Genomic DNA, 14,111 nt, shown 5'->3' with positions numbered 1-14,111 from the left:
GTCAGTCTTCGCGCAGGTGCTCGTAGAGCGCGGTCGAGAGGTACCGCTCGCCGTACGAGGGGATGATGACGACGATGTTCTTGCCGGCCGCCTCGGGGCGACGAGCGACCTCGAGGGCCGCCCAGATCGCCGCACCCGACGACATGCCGACGAGGATGCCGTCCTTGGCCGCGGTCTCGCGGGCGAGGCGGATCGCGTCGTCGAACTCGACGTCGATCACCTCGTCGATGATGTCGCGGTCGAGGATCGCGGGCACGAAGTTGGGGCCGATGCCCTGGATCTTGTGGGGTCCGGGGTGGCCCTTCGTGAGCACGGGGGAGTCGGCGGGCTCGACGGCCACGACCTTCACTCCGGGTACGCGCTCCTTGAGCACCTGGCCGACGCCGGTGATGGTGCCGCCGGTGCCGATGCCGGCGACGAAGTAATCGACCTTGCCGTCGGTGTCGCGCAGGATCTCTTCCGCCGTGGTCTTGCGGTGGATCGCGGGGTTCGCCTCGTTCTCGAACTGGCGGGCCCAGACCGCGCCCGGCGTCTCGGCGACGATGCGCTTGGCCTCGTCGACGGCGTGCGACATGCCCTTGGTCGGATCGGTGAGGACGAGCTCCGCCCCGAAGGCTTTGAGGAGGATGCGGCGCTCCTTCGACATCGACGCCGGCATCGTGAGAATGACCTTGTAGCCGCGGGCGGCGCCCACCATGGCGAGGGCGATGCCCGTGTTGCCGCTCGTCGATTCGACGATGGTGCCGCCGGGCGTCAACTCGCCCGAGGCCTCGGCCGCGTCGACGATCGCGATGCCCAGGCGGTCCTTGACGCTCGACGCGGGGTTGTAGAACTCGAGCTTGGCGAGGATCTGGCCGCCGGCGCCCTCGGCGACGCGGTTGAGCCGCACGAGCGGCGTGTCGCCGAATGCAGAGGTGATGTCGGAGTGGATGCCGGGCATGGCTCGCCTTTCGCCGTCGGTCGGGACGCGATCATTTTAGGCGAGCCTTCCGACACCGCCGGCCCGTGTGACGCCGCGCGACTAGGCTGGGCTCCCGTCATGCCAGAGACCGTCCCGCCCCCTGCCCCCGTCGCCGTTTCCGTCGCGGATGCCGTGCGCTCCGCCGCCCAGCGACTGCACGCGGCGGGAGTGCCCGACCCCCAGGTCGACGCCGAGTTGCTCATGGCCCATGTCCTCGGCTCCTCCCGCGGTGGCGTTCAAGCAGCCGCGGTCCGAGGGGACCGGATGCCGGAGTCGGCCGCGCGGGCGCTCGCCCCTCTGATCGACCGCCGCGCGGCTCGCGAGCCGCTGCAGCACCTCACCGGTCTCGCCCCGTTCCGCTCGATGGAGCTCGCCGTGGGCCCGGGCGTCTTCGTCCCGCGCCCCGAGACCGAGATGGTGGCCCAGCTCGCGATCGACGCGTTGCGCTCCGCGGCATCCGAGGCTCCGATCGCGGTCGATCTCGGCACCGGCTCCGGAGCCATCGCGCTCGCGATGGCCACGGAGGTGCCGTATTCGCGCGTGTTCGCGGCGGAGAACTCGGTCGACGCGTTCGTCTGGACGAAGCAGAACGTGGCCCGACTCGGCGCCGAAAACGTCACGCTCGCCTTCGTCGATCTCGCCGACGCGTTCCCCGAACTCGACGGAACCGTCTCGGTCGTGGCATCCAACCCTCCCTACGTCCCGGATGACGCGATCCCGCGCGATCCCGAGGTGCGCCTCTACGACCCGCCGGCGGCGCTGTACGGAGGACCGGACGGCCTGGATGCCGTGCGCCACCTCAGCCGCGTCGGACTCCGCCTCGGCCACTCCGGTGCGACTCTCGTCATCGAGCACGGCGAGTGGCAGGGGGCGGCGATTCGCGACATCCTCACCGCCGACGGCTGGCGCTCGGCTGCGACCCACCCCGATCTGACGAGCAGGGACCGCGCTACGACCGCCACCCGCCCGTGACCACGCGGGTGGCGGCGCGGGACTAGACTGACGCGCGTTATGTCACCCGTCTACGACTGCCGTGACGAATCGCAGCTGCTGTCCGGAATGCGCCACGCGCGTCAAGCGATCGGCCGCGGCGAACTCGTCGTGCTTCCCACCGACACCGTCTACGGAATCGCCGCAGACGCGTTCAACGCGCGCGCCGTCGCGGGCCTGCTCGAGGCGAAGGGGCGCGGGCGACAGCAGCCGCCGCCGGTCCTCGTTCCCGGTGTCGGTACGCTGCGGGCCCTCGTCGCAGAGATCCCTCCCGCCGTCGACGACCTCGTCCGCGAGTTCTGGCCGGGCGGACTGACGATCGTGCTCCCCGCGCAGCCCTCGCTCTCGTGGGACCTCGGTGACACCCACGGCACGGTCGCGGTCCGCATGCCCGCGCAGAAGATGACGCTCGAGCTCCTCGAAGAGACCGGGCCGCTCGCCGTGTCGAGCGCGAACCTCACGGGTCGCGCCGCGGCGGTCGACATCGACTCCGCCCGCGACATGCTCGGCGACAGCGTGGCCGTCTACCTCGACGCCGGCGTCAGCGAGACGGGCATCGCCTCGACGATCATCGACGCGACGACGCTCGTCGGGGGAGCGGAACCCCGGATCCGCGTCTTGCGCGAGGGGGCGATCTCGCGCGACCGTCTGCGCGCGGTGGTGGGCGACCTCCTCGAGCCCGATCCCGTCGACGACGTCGCCGATCCGTCGGCGGCACCGTCCGCGACGACCCCGGATGCCGAGGCGCCGGGTCCGTGACCCAATACCTCCTCACCATCCTGTTCACGGCGGCGGTCACGCTCGCGCTGTCGTGGGTGGTGTGGAAGCTCGCCCTGCGGTTCAAGCTGTACCCCGGCATCCGCGACCGCGACGTGCACAAGACCCCGACCCCGCGGCTCGGCGGCGTCGCCATGTTCCTCGGCGTGGTGGCGGCCTTCGCGCTCTCGAGCAAAAACCCGTACTTCGCGATCTTCTGGATCGACCCCGTGCCGGTGCTCTCGCTCCTCGGCGCGGTGCTGCTCATCGTGCTCGTCGGCGTCGCCGACGATCTGTGGGATCTCGACTGGATGATCAAGCTCGGGGCGCAGTTCGTAGCGGCCGGCGTCATCGCCTGGTTCGGTCAACTGCAGATCCTGTCGCTTCCGATCGGTGCCCTCACGGTGGGATCGAGCTGGGTGAGCTTCCTGCTGACCGTGTTCGCGATGGTGGTGGTCATGAACGCCGTGAACTTCATCGACGGTTTGAACGGCCTGGTGGCGGGCGTCTGTCTGATCGCGAACGGCGTCTTCTTCGCGTACTCGTACCTTCTCGTGCGCGACACGGGAGCGAGCACCTACTTCAACCTCGCCTCCTTCATCGCGGCGGTGCTCGTGGGGGCGTGTCTGGGGTTCCTGCCGATGAACTGGACTCCGGCCAAGCTCTTCATGGGCGATGCCGGGGCGCTCATGCTCGGGCTGCTCATGGCGAGCTCCGCCGTCGCGATCACCGGACAGCTCGACCCCGCCGTTCTCGACCCGGAGAAGATCGGCCGTTCCCAGCTGCTCGGGGCGTTCATCCCCATCCTGCTGCCCGTGGTCATCGTGCTGCTCCCCCTGCTCGATTTCGGTCTCGCGGTGGTGCGGCGGCAGTGGGCGGGCCGGTCGCCCTTCTCGCCGGATCGCAAGCACCTTCACCACCGCATGCTCGATATGGGGCACACCGACCGCGACGCGGTCCTCATCTTCTACAGCTGGACCGCCGTGGTGAGCCTCGCGTTCCTGCTGATGTACATCGGCACCCAGCAGGGCTGGCCCGGCGACTATGCGATCGGCATCGCCTTCGGCGTGACCGGCGTCGCCGCGTGCGCCGTCCTCACGCTCCTGCCCTCCCAACACCGTCTGCGGCTGACCCGCCGCCCCCGACCCACCCGACCGGAGTCCCCCTCATGAGCAGTGTTCCTCCCGCCCCTCGCCGCCCTCTCTCCAGTACCCCGGTGCTGCGCACCGCCCTGGTCTGGGGCGGCATCGTGACGGCGGTGCTCCTCGTTCTCGGTGCCGTGCTCGGCTTCCTCGTCGGAGGTGGGGGAGGCCTCGGCAGCGCGCTGTCGGGCGTCGCCGTCAGCGCGATCTTCCTCGCGGTGACGGCCATCAGCATCCTCGTGGCGAACCGCTGGTTCGGCGATCCCCTCTACGTTCCGATCTTCTTCGGGATCGTCCTGGGCGGCTGGCTGCTCAAGCTCATCCTGTTCATCGTGGCGATCGTCGTGCTGCGCGGACAGGGCTGGGTCGACCCGGTCGTCTTCTACGTGGCGCTCGTCGTCAGCGTGATCGCCTCGCTCGCCGTCGACGTGGTGGTGCTCCTGCGCATGCGCATCCCGAGCGTGAGCGATGTGACCCTGCCCACCGACCCCGACGCGGGCGACCGCCGATCCTAGGCCCCCGTATCCCATGAGGCGGCACGTCGAGGCCCACTAGTCCGCCGGCGAGACGATCGCTGCAGCCGGACTCATGGATCCGCCGGGAGTTTGATAGGGTTGCCGTAGTACCCACCCGCGATTGGAACTCTTCTCCAGGCTCGCACTTCGGGTAACAATCACCGACCATCGTCGCAACGGTTCACACCGATGCCCCGAAGCTGGAGCCAGCGCTGACTACTCAAGCTGCGACCCTGATCACGAACTTCGCGTCCGCGGGTGCCGAGTTCCACCCGCCGTCCATTTCGGAGTTCTTCCCGGATGCGGTGCTGTTCGAGGGCACGATCTTCGCGATCACGCGTATCAACCTCACGCAGATGCTGGCGACGCTGGCCCTCGTTCTCTTCCTCGTGCTCGGCACTCGCCGCATGAAGATCGTCCCCGGCCGCTTCCAGAGCGTCGCCGAGATGGGCCTCGACTTCGTCCGGGTCAACATCGCCGAGGACATCCTCGGCCGCAAGGACGGCAAGCGCTTCCTGCCGATCCTCACCACCATCTTCTTCATGGTGCTGTTCATGAACATCACGGGTGTCATCCCGTTCCTGAACATCGCCGGCACCAGCGTCATCGCCGTTCCGATGCTGCTCGCGATCGTGGCCTACGTCACCTTCATTTACGCAGGCATCAAGAAGAGCCCCGCCGGCTTCTTCAAGAACGCGCTGCTGCCCTCGGGCGTCCCGTGGCCGCTGTACATCATCATCGTCCCGCTCGAGTTCCTCTCCACGTTCATCATCCGGCCCGTCACCCTGACGCTGCGTCTGCTGATGAACATGGTCGTCGGTCACCTCATGTTGGTGCTGTTCTTCTCGGCGACGCAGTTCTTCGTCGTCGGGCTCAGCGGATGGTGGACGGCTCTCGGCGCCGGTTCGCTGGCCTTCGGCTTCGCCTTCACCCTGTTCGAAATCTTCGTCGCCTTCCTCCAGGCGTACGTCTTCGCGATCCTCACCGCGGTCTACATCCAGCTCGCGGTCGCAGAAGAGCACTGAGCGGCCCGGCGCACGCCGAGCCACCCAACGAAAGGAAAAAACCCGTGGACGCAACTACGGTTCTCGCCCAGGTCACCGGTAACGTCGCCACGATCGGCTACGGTCTCGCCGCCATCGGCCCCGCCATCGGCGTGGGCATCGTCGTCGGCAAGACGATCGAGGGCGTCGCCCGTCAGCCCGAGCTCGCGGGCCGCCTGCAGGTCCTGATGTTCATCGGTATCGCCTTCACCGAGGCGCTCGCCTTCATCGGTATCGCGACCGGCTTCATCTTCACTTGATCCCGGCCGCTCTCGATTCACTGTAAGGAGACAGGATGCTGAACGCTCTTGTCACTCTCGCCGCGGAGCCCGCGGGGGAAGCGCACAACCCGCTGCTTCCTGCGGTCTACGACATCATCTGGTCGGCGGTGTGCTTCGTCGTCATCATCTTCGTGGTGTGGCGCGTCGCTCTGCCGCGCATGGCGAAGCTGCTCGACGAGCGCAGTGCTGCCATCGAGGGCAACATCGCGAAGGCCGACGAGGCCCAGCGTCAGGCCGAGGCCGCCCTCGAGCAGTACACGGCTCAGCTCGCCGAGGCGCGCCGCGAAGCCGGTGAGATCCGCGAGTCCGCCACGCAGGACGGTCGCAAGATCGTCGCCGAGGCGCGCGAGACCGCGGCCGCCGATGCCGCTCGCATCACCGCGTCCGCGCACGCCCAGATCGAGGCCGAGCGTCAGGCCACCCTCGTGCAGCTGCGCTCCGAGGTCGGTACCCTCGCGGTCGACCTCGCCGGCAATGTGATCGGTGAGACCCTGTCCGACGACGCGCGTGCGAACGCCGTGGTCGACCGCTTCCTCGCCGAGCTCGAGGCGTCCGAGAAGGCGGCCAAGTAATGGGCAGCGCGACCACTCAGGCGCGGACCGCGACGACGGAGGCGCTGGCCTCCACGTCGGGCGTCGATCTCGACGTCGCGCGCGAGCTGTTCGCGGCCGTCGGTGCCGTGAGCGGATCGTCGCAGTTGAGCGGCGCGCTGTCCGACTCGTCGGTGCCGGCCCCCGCTCGCGCGGGGCTGGTCTCGGCTGTCTTCGGCTCCACCTACCGTCCCGCCACCGTCGCCCTGCTCTCCAGCGCCGCCCAGCAGCGCTGGTCGAACGACGGGCAGTTCGTGGAGGGTCTCGAAGAGCTGGCGATCCAGGCGACCTCGGTCGCCGAGTCGGCGGACATCGAGTCGGAGCTGTTCGCCTTCTCGCGCACCGTCGCGAGCAACGGCGAGCTCGAGCTCGCTCTCGGTGGGCGCCTCGGCGGCGCCTCGGCGAAGGGGTCGCTCGTCTCGACCCTTCTCGACGGTCGCGCGAGCGCGGGCACTGCACTCATCGTGTCGTCGCTGGTGCAGAACGCCCGCGGTCGCCGTGTGCGCGCTCTGCTGCGCCGTGCCGAGCGCATCGTCGCCGACCAGCGCGCGCGCATCGTCGCGACCGTGTACGCCGCGGCACCTCTGAGCGCCGAGCAGCAGACCCGTCTGCAGAACTCTCTCAGCGCACGTTACGGTTCGGCGGTCACGCTGAACACCGTGATCGACCCGACGGTGGTCGGCGGTCTGCGTGTGCAGGTCGCGGACGACGTCATCGACGCGAGCGTGTCCGCACGTCTCGCTGACCTCCGCCAGCGGATCGCAGGCTAAAGACTTTCCGCCCGAGTGGGCGTGGATCTGGGGGCCGAGTGCCCCACGAACGAAGGAAGACAATGGCAGATCTCTCTATCAGCCCCGACGTCATTCGTGACGCGCTGAAGGACTTCGTCAACGCCTACGAGCCCACCGGCGCTGCGGCGACCGAGGTCGGCGCCGTCGTCGACGCGGCCGACGGCATCGCACACGTCGAGGGCCTTCCGGGCGTCATGGCCAACGAGCTCATCCGCTTCGCGGACGGCACGCTCGGCCTCGCTCAGAACCTCGACGAGAACGAGATCGGTGTGGTCGTCCTCGGCGACTTCGCCGGCATCGAAGAAGGCCAGAGCGTCACCCGCACCGGTGAGGTCCTCTCGGTCGGCGTCGGTGACGGCTACCTGGGTCGCGTCGTCGACCCGCTCGGCAACCCGATCGACGGTCTCGGCGAGATCGCGACCGAGGGCCGTCGCGCGCTCGAGCTCCAGGCGCCCGGCGTCATGCAGCGCAAGAGCGTTCACGAGCCCCTGCAGACCGGCATCAAGGCGATCGACGCGATGATCCCGGTCGGACGCGGCCAGCGCCAGCTCATCATCGGCGACCGCCAGACCGGTAAGACGGCCATCGCGATCGACACGATCATCAACCAGCGGGCCAACTGGGAGTCCGGCGACGTCAACAAGCAGGTGCGCTGCATCTACGTCGCGATCGGCCAGAAGGGCTCGACCATCGCTTCGGTGAAGGGCGCCCTCGAGGAGGCCGGCGCGATGGAGTACACCACCATCGTCGCAGCCCCGGCCTCCGACCCCGCCGGATTCAAGTACCTCGCCCCTTACACCGGCTCGGCCATCGGTCAGCACTGGATGTACGGCGGCAAGCACGTCCTCATCATCTTCGACGACCTCTCGAAGCAGGCCGAGGCCTACCGTGCTGTTTCGCTGCTGCTGCGCCGTCCGCCGGGCCGCGAGGCGTACCCCGGTGACGTCTTCTACCTGCACTCGCGTCTGCTCGAGCGTTGCGCGAAGCTGTCCGACGAGCTCGGGGCCGGTTCGATGACGGGTCTGCCCATCATCGAGACCAAGGCCAACGACGTCTCGGCGTACATCCCGACCAACGTGATCTCGATCACCGACGGCCAGATCTTCCTGCAGTCCGACCTCTTCAACGCCAACCAGCGTCCCGCGGTCGACGTGGGTATCTCGGTCTCGCGCGTGGGCGGTGACGCTCAGGTCAAGTCGATCAAGAAGGTCTCCGGAACGCTGAAGCTGGAGCTCGCGCAGTACCGCTCGCTCGAGGCTTTCGCGATGTTCGCGAGCGACCTCGACGCGGCGTCGCGCCGTCAGCTCGCCCGTGGTGCCCGTCTGACCGAGCTCCTCAAGCAGCCGCAGTACTCGCCGTACCCGGTCGAGGAGCAGGTCGTCTCGATCTGGGCCGGCACGAACGGCAAGCTCGACACCGTCGAGGTGTCCGATGTCCTTCGCTTCGAGCGTGAGCTGTTGGACTACCTCCGGCGCAACTCGACCGTGCTCGACACGTTGCGCGAGACGAACGTGCTCGGCGACGACACGCTCGCGGAGCTGGAGCAGAAGATCGACGCGTTCGCGAAGGAATTCCAGCCCGGCAAGGATCAGGGCGTCGTCGGGGCAGAGAAGGTCGACGCTGCCGATGCGGAAGACGTCAACCAGGAGCGGATCGTCAAGGGCCGTCGCTGATAGCGACGACACGAGAACGGAATCATGGGCGCACAACTGCGGGTCTACAAGCAGAAGATCTCTTCTGCTCAGACGACCAAGAAGATCACGAAGGCGATGGAGCTCATCGCGGCTTCGCGCATCCAGAAGGCGATGGCGCGTGTGCGCGCGGCGTCGCCCTTCGCGCGGGCCGTCACGAGCGCCGTCTCCGCGGTGGCCACGCACTCCTCCGTCGACCACCCGCTGACGACGGAGCGAGAGAACATCCGCCGCTCGGCACTGGTCGTGTTCACCTCCGACCGAGGCCTGGCCGGCGCGTTCAACTCGCAGATCCTCCGCGAGGCTCTCGAGCTGGCCGAGCTCCTGCGGTCGCAGGGCAAGGACGTGGTGTTCTACCTCGTCGGTCGCAAGGCCGTCGGCTACTTCCAGTTCCGTCGCATGGCGAGCGCCGCGCAGTGGGTCGGTGACACCGACACCCCGCAGTTCTCCACCGCGGAGGAGATCTCGGATGCCGTTCTCGAGGCGTACCGCGCCGGTGGCGAGAACGAGGGTGTCGACGAGATCCACCTCGTGTACAACCGCTTCGTCAGCATGATGACGCAGTCGCCCGAATCGGTGCGTCTGCTTCCGCTCGAGGTGCTCGAGGCCGACGAGGCCCCGGGCCAGGCCGAGATCTACCCGCTCTACGAATTCGAGCCGGACGCTGAGACCGTGCTCGATGCGCTCCTGCCGGTCTATGTCCAGAGCCGTATCTTCAACGCCCTTCTCCAGTCGTCGGCTGCCAAGCACGCCGCGACCCAGAAGGCCATGAAGTCGGCCAGCGACAATGCCGACAAGCTCATCACCGACTACACCCGCCTGCGCAACAACGCGCGTCAGGCGGAGATCACGCAGCAGATCGCCGAGATCGTCGGCGGCGCCGATGCTCTGTCATCCGGCAAGTAAGTTCCCAAGGAGAGAAGAAGCCATGAGCCTCACCGCCGAGAAGACCGACGCGGCCGTCGTCGGACGCGTCGCGCGCGTCACCGGCCCGGTCGTCGACATCGAGTTCCCGCATGACGCGATCCCCGAGATCTACAACGCGCTGAAGACCACGATCACCATCGGTGACGAGTCGACCGAGATCACCCTCGAGGTCGCTCAGCACCTGGGTGACGACCTTGTCCGCGCCATCGCCCTCAAGCCCACCGACGGCATCGTCCGCGGCCAGGAAGTGCGCAACACCGGCGGCCCCATCTCGGTGCCCGTCGGCGATGTCACCAAGGGCAAGGTCTTCGACGTCACCGGTGAGGTGCTCAACGCCGCTCCCGGTGAGCAGGTCGAGATCACCGAGCGTTGGGGTATCCACCGCAAGGCGCCGAGCTTCGACCAGCTCGAGTCCAAGACCGAGATGTTCGAGACCGGCATCAAGTCGATCGACCTCCTCACCCCGTACGTCCAGGGTGGAAAGATCGGCCTCTTCGGTGGTGCCGGCGTCGGCAAGACCGTCCTCATCCAGGAGATGATCCAGCGCGTCGCGCAGGACCACGGTGGTGTCTCGGTGTTCGCCGGTGTCGGCGAGCGCACCCGTGAGGGCAACGACCTCATCGGTGAGATGGAAGAGGCGGGCGTCTTCGACAAGACCGCCCTCGTCTTCGGTCAGATGGACGAGCCGCCGGGAACGCGTCTGCGCGTCGCGCTGTCGGCCCTGACGATGGCGGAGTACTTCCGCGATGTCCAGAAGCAGGACGTGCTGTTGTTCATCGACAACATCTTCCGCTTCACGCAGGCGGGTTCCGAGGTCTCGACGCTGCTCGGCCGTATGCCCTCCGCCGTGGGCTACCAGCCGAACCTCGCCGACGAGATGGGCGTGCTCCAGGAGCGCATCACCTCGACGCGTGGTCACTCGATCACCTCGCTGCAGGCGATCTACGTCCCCGCCGACGACTACACCGACCCGGCTCCGGCGACCACGTTCGCGCACCTCGACGCGACCACCGAGCTCTCGCGCGAGATCGCGTCGAAGGGTCTGTACCCCGCCATCGACCCGCTGACGTCGACGAGCCGCATCCTCGACCCGCGCTACATCGGTGCCGACCACTACCGCGTGGCCACCAGCGTGAAGCAGATCCTGCAGAAGAACAAGGAACTGCAGGAGATCATCGCGATCCTCGGTGTCGACGAGCTCTCGGAAGAGGACAAGATCGTCGTGTCGCGCGCACGCCGCATTCAGCAGTTCCTCTCGCAGAACACCTACATGGCCAAGAAGTTCACCGGTGTCGAGGGCTCCACGGTCCCGATCAAGGAGACCATCGAGTCGTTCGACGCGATCGTCAAGGGCGACTTCGACCACGTCGCCGAGCAGGCGTTCTTCAACGTCGGCGGCATCTCCGACGTCGAGGCCAAGTGGGCGCAGATCCAGAAGGAGAACGGCTGACATGTCGTTGCGCGTGAGCCTGGTGTCGGCCGACGCCGAGGTGTGGACGGGGGAGGCCTCGCTCGTCGTGGCCAAGACCGTCGAAGGTGAGATCGGATTCATGCAGGGGCATGAGCCCGTCCTTGCGATCCTCGCCCAGGGCGAGGTGCGCATCACCCGCACCGACGGCTCGAAGATCCTCGCCAACGCCGAGGACGGCTTCCTGTCGATGGCGAACGATGAACTCACGATCGTCGCCGGAAACGCCGCACTCGTCTCCTGACGTCTTCTCTTCATTCGATGCGCGTCGCCCGGTCTCCGGGCGGCGCGCATCGTCTTTCCCACGGAGAATCCATGCTCGTCCTGCTTCCTCCCTCCGAGACCAAGCGTCCCGGCGGCGAAGGCGCTCCCCTCGACTTCGACGGGCTCGCCCTGCCGTCGCTGCGCTCTGCGCGCGAGTCGGTCGTCGATGCGCTCGTCGCTCTCTCCTCCGATGAGGAGGAAGCCGCGCGGGTGCTCAAGATCAGCGCGAAGCGCCGGCACGAGGTCGCTGACAACGCGGCCCTTCGGACCTCGCCGACCCTGCCGGCGATCGATCGCTACACCGGTGTCCTCTTCGACGCTCTCGACGCGGGAAGCCTGGAGGCCCCGGCACGCTCCTGGCTCGGCGATCACGTCATGATCCACTCCGCGCCCCTCGGGCCCGTCGCGGCGCTGGATGGCATTCCGGCCTACCGCCTTGCGGCGGGCACGTCCGTGCCCGGCATCCCGTCGCTGCGACGCATCTGGGCAGGTGCCGTGAGCGAGGCGTGGGAAGAGCTCCGGCCGGATTTCGTCGTCGACCTGCGCTCGGAGGCGTACGCCGCCCTCGGTCCTCTGCCCGCCGGGGTCCCCTCAGCGTACGTCCGCGTCATGAGCGAGGACTCGGGGGGTGAGGCTCGCGCGCTGAACCATTTCAACAAGCACGCGAAGGGCGAGCTCGTACGGGCGCTGGCGTCGCAGGCCGCGCGGATCGGGTCTCTTGACGATCTCCACGCCTGGGCGCAGGGCGCGGGGTGGACGCTCCGCGCCGGCGGCCCTGGCGAGGTGGCGTTGATTGTATGACATCCGAGTGCCCCTGTCAGGAAAGACTCAGGTTCGCTAGCATGTGACACGCGGGGGGCGCACGGATGCTCCTCGCGCACTCGCTTGGAAAGGAACTCGCATGAGTGACTCCTATTACTACGACGACGGAAGCGGCGCCGCCGCTCTCGCCGCAGTCTTGCTCGTCCTGATCCCGATCCTCTTCATCCTCGCCGTCGCGGCGTACGTGATCTCGTCGTTCCTCTACATGAAGATCTTCGAGAAGGCGGGCGTGCAGGGCAAGTGGCGCGCCTGGGTTCCGGTGTACAACGGCCTCGTGGCCGCGAAGCTCGGCGATGTCTCGCCGTGGGTGGTCCTGATCGTCGCGGTCGCCTCGAGCGTGCTGTCGAACATCCCGGTCATCGGCCCGATCTTCAGCCTCGCGATCCTCGCGGTCGCTGTGATGTACTCCTACCGCATCGGTCTGAAGCTCGGCAAGGACTGGCCGCTGCTGCTGCTGTGGCTGATCCCCGGCATCGGTGCACTCATCTGGCTCGCCGTCATCGCGTTCAGCAACAACCGCTGGAACCCCGCGATCGCTCCCGCCCCGTGGGCCAACTCTTTCCTCGCCGACAAGACGGTGTGGAACGGCATCCCGGTCCAGCCGAGCCAGCCCGTCGCCGGTAACGGTGGCGGCTACGCCGGCCCCGGCTACGGAGCGCCCCCGGCGCAGCAGCCGTACAGCCCGCCGGCGACCGGCACGACCCCGCCGCCTCCCGCGACGGGTACGACTCCGCCGCCCCCGGCGCCGCCGACCGGCCCCCAGCTCTGACCTCATCGAAGGGCTCTCCGCCACCGCGGGGAGCCCTTCGTCGTTCCCGGCGATAGCGTGGAGGGATGACGTCCCCTGCGCTTCCTCTTCGTGCCGTCGGCCGTTCCGGACTCCGTGTCTCCGCGGTGGGTCTCGGATGCAACAACTTCGGACGCGTCGGCACGGCGACCGAAACGATCCAGGGCACGCGGGCGGTGCTCGACGCCGCCATCGACGCGGGAGTGACTTTCCTCGACACCGCCGACATGTACGGGAGAGAGTTCGGCCTGTCGGAGCGCCTGATGGGCGAGGCGTTGAAGGGGCGCCGCGACCAGGTCGTCCTCGCGACGAAGTTCGGGCACGCCGACTTCGCTCCCGCGGTCCCGGGAGGGGCGAAGGGCTCGAGGACGCACGTGCGGCGCGCCGTCGAAGACTCGCTCCGTCGCCTTCGGACGGACTGGATCGACCTCTACCAGATGCACACACCCGACCCGGGGACGCCCATCGAGGAGACGCTCGACGCGCTGAGCGACCTCGTGCGCGAGGGCAAGGTCCGCTACGTCGGACACTCGAACTTCGCGGGATGGCAGATCGCCGAGGCCGAGCACGCGGCGACGGGAGTGCGATTCGTGTCGGCGCAGAACCAGTACAGCTTGCTCGCGCGGGCCGCGGAGCGGGAGATCCTCCCCGCGTCCGAGCGCTACGGCTTGGGGCTTCTGCCCTTCTTCCCCCTGCACAACGGATTGCTCACCGGGAAGTTCACGCGTGACGGCGGTCCCGAGGGGAGCCGCATCATGCGCCAGAGGCCGCACCTGTGGCGTGAGGCTCCCTGGGACGCGCTCGAGATCTATCAGGCTTTCTGCGACGCGCGCGGCATCACCATGCTCGAAGCGACTTTCGGCTGGTTCCTGGCCAACCCCGTCGTCGCGAGTGTGATCGCCGGGGCGACGAGCCCCGAGCAGATCCGCGCCAACGCCGCGGCGGCGACCGCCTGGACGCCCAGCGCGGAGGACCTCGCCGAGATCGACGGCATCCTGCCGTTGCCCGCCGATCCTGCCGCGGGGTGACGACATGGATGTCATGTGCACGTGCGGCGCGTACGCGGATCGGCGGCGAGCGTCG

The 14,111-nt window shown here is 68.1% G+C and carries 16 protein-coding genes; 15 read left to right on the top strand and 1 reads right to left on the bottom strand.

Annotated features, from left to right (window positions below):
* Window position 1 precedes the first annotated feature (1 nt).
* Complete coding sequence (cysK, locus tag DEU35_RS01700) at window positions 2-940, bottom strand: cysteine synthase A (protein WP_103210240.1); 939 nt, start codon at window positions 938-940, stop codon at window positions 2-4.
* Window positions 941-1,039: 99 nt separating this feature from the next.
* On the opposite strand from cysK, the gene prmC reads away from it, so the two are divergent.
* The 15 genes from prmC to DEU35_RS01625 all read left to right on the top strand — a co-directional run bounded on the left by prmC (window position 1,040) and on the right by DEU35_RS01625 (window position 14,056).
* Window positions 1,040-1,933, top strand: a complete 894-nt coding sequence (prmC, locus tag DEU35_RS01695; RefSeq protein WP_116238434.1) for a peptide chain release factor N(5)-glutamine methyltransferase — start codon at window positions 1,040-1,042, stop codon at window positions 1,931-1,933.
* A gap of 39 nt (window positions 1,934-1,972) precedes the next feature.
* Window positions 1,973-2,710, top strand: a complete 738-nt coding sequence (locus DEU35_RS01690) for an L-threonylcarbamoyladenylate synthase (RefSeq protein ID WP_103210244.1) — start codon at window positions 1,973-1,975, stop codon at window positions 2,708-2,710.
* On the top strand, window positions 2,707-3,879 hold the full coding sequence (locus DEU35_RS01685; protein WP_103210246.1) for an MraY family glycosyltransferase: 1,173 nt from the start codon (window positions 2,707-2,709) through the stop codon (window positions 3,877-3,879). Before DEU35_RS01690 ends, DEU35_RS01685 begins: the two co-directional genes overlap by 4 nt.
* Window positions 3,876-4,364, top strand: a complete 489-nt coding sequence (locus DEU35_RS01680) for a hypothetical protein (protein ID WP_103210248.1) — start codon at window positions 3,876-3,878, stop codon at window positions 4,362-4,364. The genes DEU35_RS01685 and DEU35_RS01680 overlap by 4 nt, the downstream gene beginning before the upstream one ends.
* Window positions 4,365-4,576: 212 nt before the next feature.
* Window positions 4,577-5,389, top strand: a complete 813-nt coding sequence (atpB, locus tag DEU35_RS01675) for a F0F1 ATP synthase subunit A (RefSeq protein WP_103210251.1) — start codon at window positions 4,577-4,579, stop codon at window positions 5,387-5,389.
* Window positions 5,390-5,433: 44 nt separating this feature from the next.
* Entirely contained in the window at window positions 5,434-5,667 is a 234-nt protein-coding gene (atpE, locus tag DEU35_RS01670) for a F0F1 ATP synthase subunit C (protein WP_043360904.1), read from the top strand.
* 35 nt (window positions 5,668-5,702) lie between these two features.
* Complete coding sequence (locus DEU35_RS01665; RefSeq protein WP_103210253.1) at window positions 5,703-6,260, top strand: F0F1 ATP synthase subunit B; 558 nt, start codon at window positions 5,703-5,705, stop codon at window positions 6,258-6,260.
* Entirely contained in the window at window positions 6,260-7,048 is a 789-nt protein-coding gene (locus DEU35_RS01660; RefSeq protein ID WP_116238433.1) for a F0F1 ATP synthase subunit delta, read from the top strand. Before DEU35_RS01665 ends, DEU35_RS01660 begins: the two co-directional genes overlap by 1 nt.
* A 62-nt stretch (window positions 7,049-7,110) precedes the next feature.
* Window positions 7,111-8,742: a F0F1 ATP synthase subunit alpha gene (gene atpA / locus DEU35_RS01655; protein WP_116238432.1), complete on the top strand. Its 1,632-nt coding sequence runs from the start codon at window positions 7,111-7,113 to the stop codon at window positions 8,740-8,742.
* A 24-nt stretch (window positions 8,743-8,766) separates the two neighbouring features.
* Window positions 8,767-9,666: a F0F1 ATP synthase subunit gamma gene (locus DEU35_RS01650; RefSeq protein WP_103210259.1), complete on the top strand. Its 900-nt coding sequence runs from the start codon at window positions 8,767-8,769 to the stop codon at window positions 9,664-9,666.
* Between the two features lie 22 nt (window positions 9,667-9,688).
* Entirely contained in the window at window positions 9,689-11,137 is a 1,449-nt protein-coding gene (gene atpD / locus DEU35_RS01645; RefSeq protein WP_103210262.1) for a F0F1 ATP synthase subunit beta, read from the top strand.
* A gap of 1 nt (window position 11,138) precedes the next feature.
* Window positions 11,139-11,399, top strand: a complete 261-nt coding sequence (locus DEU35_RS01640) for a F0F1 ATP synthase subunit epsilon (protein WP_058597269.1) — start codon at window positions 11,139-11,141, stop codon at window positions 11,397-11,399.
* A gap of 71 nt (window positions 11,400-11,470) precedes the next feature.
* Entirely contained in the window at window positions 11,471-12,220 is a 750-nt protein-coding gene (locus tag DEU35_RS01635; RefSeq protein WP_116238431.1) for a YaaA family protein, read from the top strand.
* Between the two features lie 100 nt (window positions 12,221-12,320).
* Window positions 12,321-13,010: a large exoprotein gene (locus DEU35_RS01630; RefSeq protein ID WP_116238430.1), complete on the top strand. Its 690-nt coding sequence runs from the start codon at window positions 12,321-12,323 to the stop codon at window positions 13,008-13,010.
* Between the two features lie 65 nt (window positions 13,011-13,075).
* The gene (locus DEU35_RS01625; protein ID WP_116238429.1) at window positions 13,076-14,056 is read left to right on the top strand and encodes an aldo/keto reductase; all 981 of its coding nucleotides are present in this window, start codon (window positions 13,076-13,078) and stop codon (window positions 14,054-14,056) included.
* Window positions 14,057-14,111 lie beyond the last annotated feature (55 nt).

This window comes from Microbacterium sp. AG157 (genome assembly GCF_003385695.1).
GTDB lineage: Bacteria > Actinomycetota > Actinomycetes > Actinomycetales > Microbacteriaceae > Microbacterium > Microbacterium testaceum.
Note: the sequence above shows the minus strand (reverse complement) of the source record. Positions and strands in the feature narration are given on the sequence as shown.